At 44.2% G+C, this 1,772-nt stretch carries 1 protein-coding gene and 1 pseudogene; both read left to right on the plus strand.

Annotated elements, in window-relative coordinates:
• The first annotated feature begins 104 nt into the window (after positions 1–104).
• Entirely contained in the window at positions 105–1,211 is a 1,107-nt protein-coding gene (locus tag ACQ661_RS12635) for an OprO/OprP family phosphate-selective porin (protein WP_181394977.1), read from the plus strand.
• A 144-nt stretch (positions 1,212–1,355) separates the two neighbouring features.
• Positions 1,356–1,772: pseudogene (locus ACQ661_RS12640) on the plus strand (sensor histidine kinase); the annotation flags it as partial.

The raw sequence follows: 1,772 nt of genomic DNA on the forward strand, positions 1-1,772 counted from the left end.
TTATTGTCATATTTAAGTCATAAAACTGTCATTGTGTCACGCAAATGTCATATAAGTGACATATGATGCCTGGGTCAAAACTAGAGATTGGGATAGAATTAATCATGAATACAAATAGCAAAGTTTTAGTTGCCCTAGCCGTAGGTGCTTTCACTGGTAGCGCACTTGCCGAAGTGGAAATCACGCCTCGTGGTAGAATGCATCTGGATGCAGGTATGTACAAAGACGATGTTACGGAAATTGGTAACGGTTTTAATGTGCGTCGTGGGCGTCTTGGTATGCAGGGCAATTTATCGCCTGATTGGCGTTTTGTTATTGAGTATGACTTCGCTGAAGGTGGCGATGCCTCAGCAGCTGACGTAAATATTCGCACTAAACTGGCTGGTGGCAATGTGACTATCGGCCACCAGCGCGTGCCGTTTAGTCTAAACACCCTAACCAGCTCCAACTCTATTACTTTTATGGAGCGTTCAAGCGGCTCTACGGTTATTACCCCTGACCGTAAGTTAGGCGTGCGGTTTGATAAAACCTTCGGTAACTTAACATCAGAATCTATGTTGTTCGGCCGCACCATGAATACAGAGGGCGATGCTGGCAAAGATGACAGTATGGGGCTTGCTCAGCGGATTATTTACCATCCAAAAGTTGATGATGTTCAGTATCATTTTGCCGGTGCTTTCGTGTATCAGGACATGGGTGACTATAACACGCTTAGATTGCGGGACCGTCCTGAGCTACGTATTGACTCTGGTGTGCGTTTAATCGATACCGGTACTCTGGAAGGCATAAATTCCATCAATCGTTTTGGTTTGGAGGCTGCCTTCATTAATGGTGCCTGGTCTGCCGAAGCTGAAGCGATGACACTAAACACTTCGTCAACAGTTGAAGATGTTTCCTTCTCTGGATATCACTTTCAATTAAGTTATGTGTTAACTGGCGAGAGCCGTTCGTACAAGAATGGTTTGTTTAGCGGCGTTAAACCATCAAAAGAGTCAGGCGCTATTGAGGTTGCTGCACGGTACTCTGTCACCGATTTGAATGACGGTACTGTTTTTGGTGGTGAGCAGAAAAATCTTACATTGGGCGTTAACTATTACTTGTTAAATAACCTTCGGTTTATGGGCAACATTGTGTTTAGCGATATTGATACACCGTCAGGGGTAACCGAGGAGCCTATTGGCTTTGGGGTTCGGGTTCAGTACCATTTCTAACATAGATTAAACCCAGTTTACCGGGTTTTTTTAATCCGCAATGCTGTAGTAAGCGTATGTCACGCATTAATTAGTGTGATCTTGTTATCGGGTTAAATTGATATGTACCGAAATCGTTTGCTCTTATCATTTGGTTTGCTGGTTATGTTCTGTATTGTTCAGGCCGTAGCCGCATTTTGGACATCAGGGATAGCCGCCTATCATGTTGAGCGAGGTAGGGTATCTAATCAGATGCTGGCCGAATTTATCGCGCTAGGTGCCGACAAACAACGACTGAAGGTTTGGCTAGCGCAGTATTTGTTAACCAATGACGCGCCATTGAGTGAGCGGGATAGATTGTTAGTGCAGATGGAGCACATTCTCAGTAACTTACAGTCACTGCTGGTTAATGATCAGCTGCTATCAGATGATGAACAGGGTTATCAGGAAGTAAATCGTCAGATAAGGGCGCTCTCCATTCTTGAAACCAATATTTTTGCGCTAAAGCGCAGTTTGTTGGACAAGGAATCGATAACGCTTAGTGAAGCAGAGATTTGGCGACTTCTAATACAAACGTTTGAT

It is taken from the genome of Pseudidiomarina sp. WS423 (genome assembly GCF_050750165.1).
In the GTDB taxonomy this organism is placed as follows: Bacteria; Pseudomonadota; Gammaproteobacteria; order Enterobacterales; family Alteromonadaceae; genus Pseudidiomarina; species Pseudidiomarina fusca.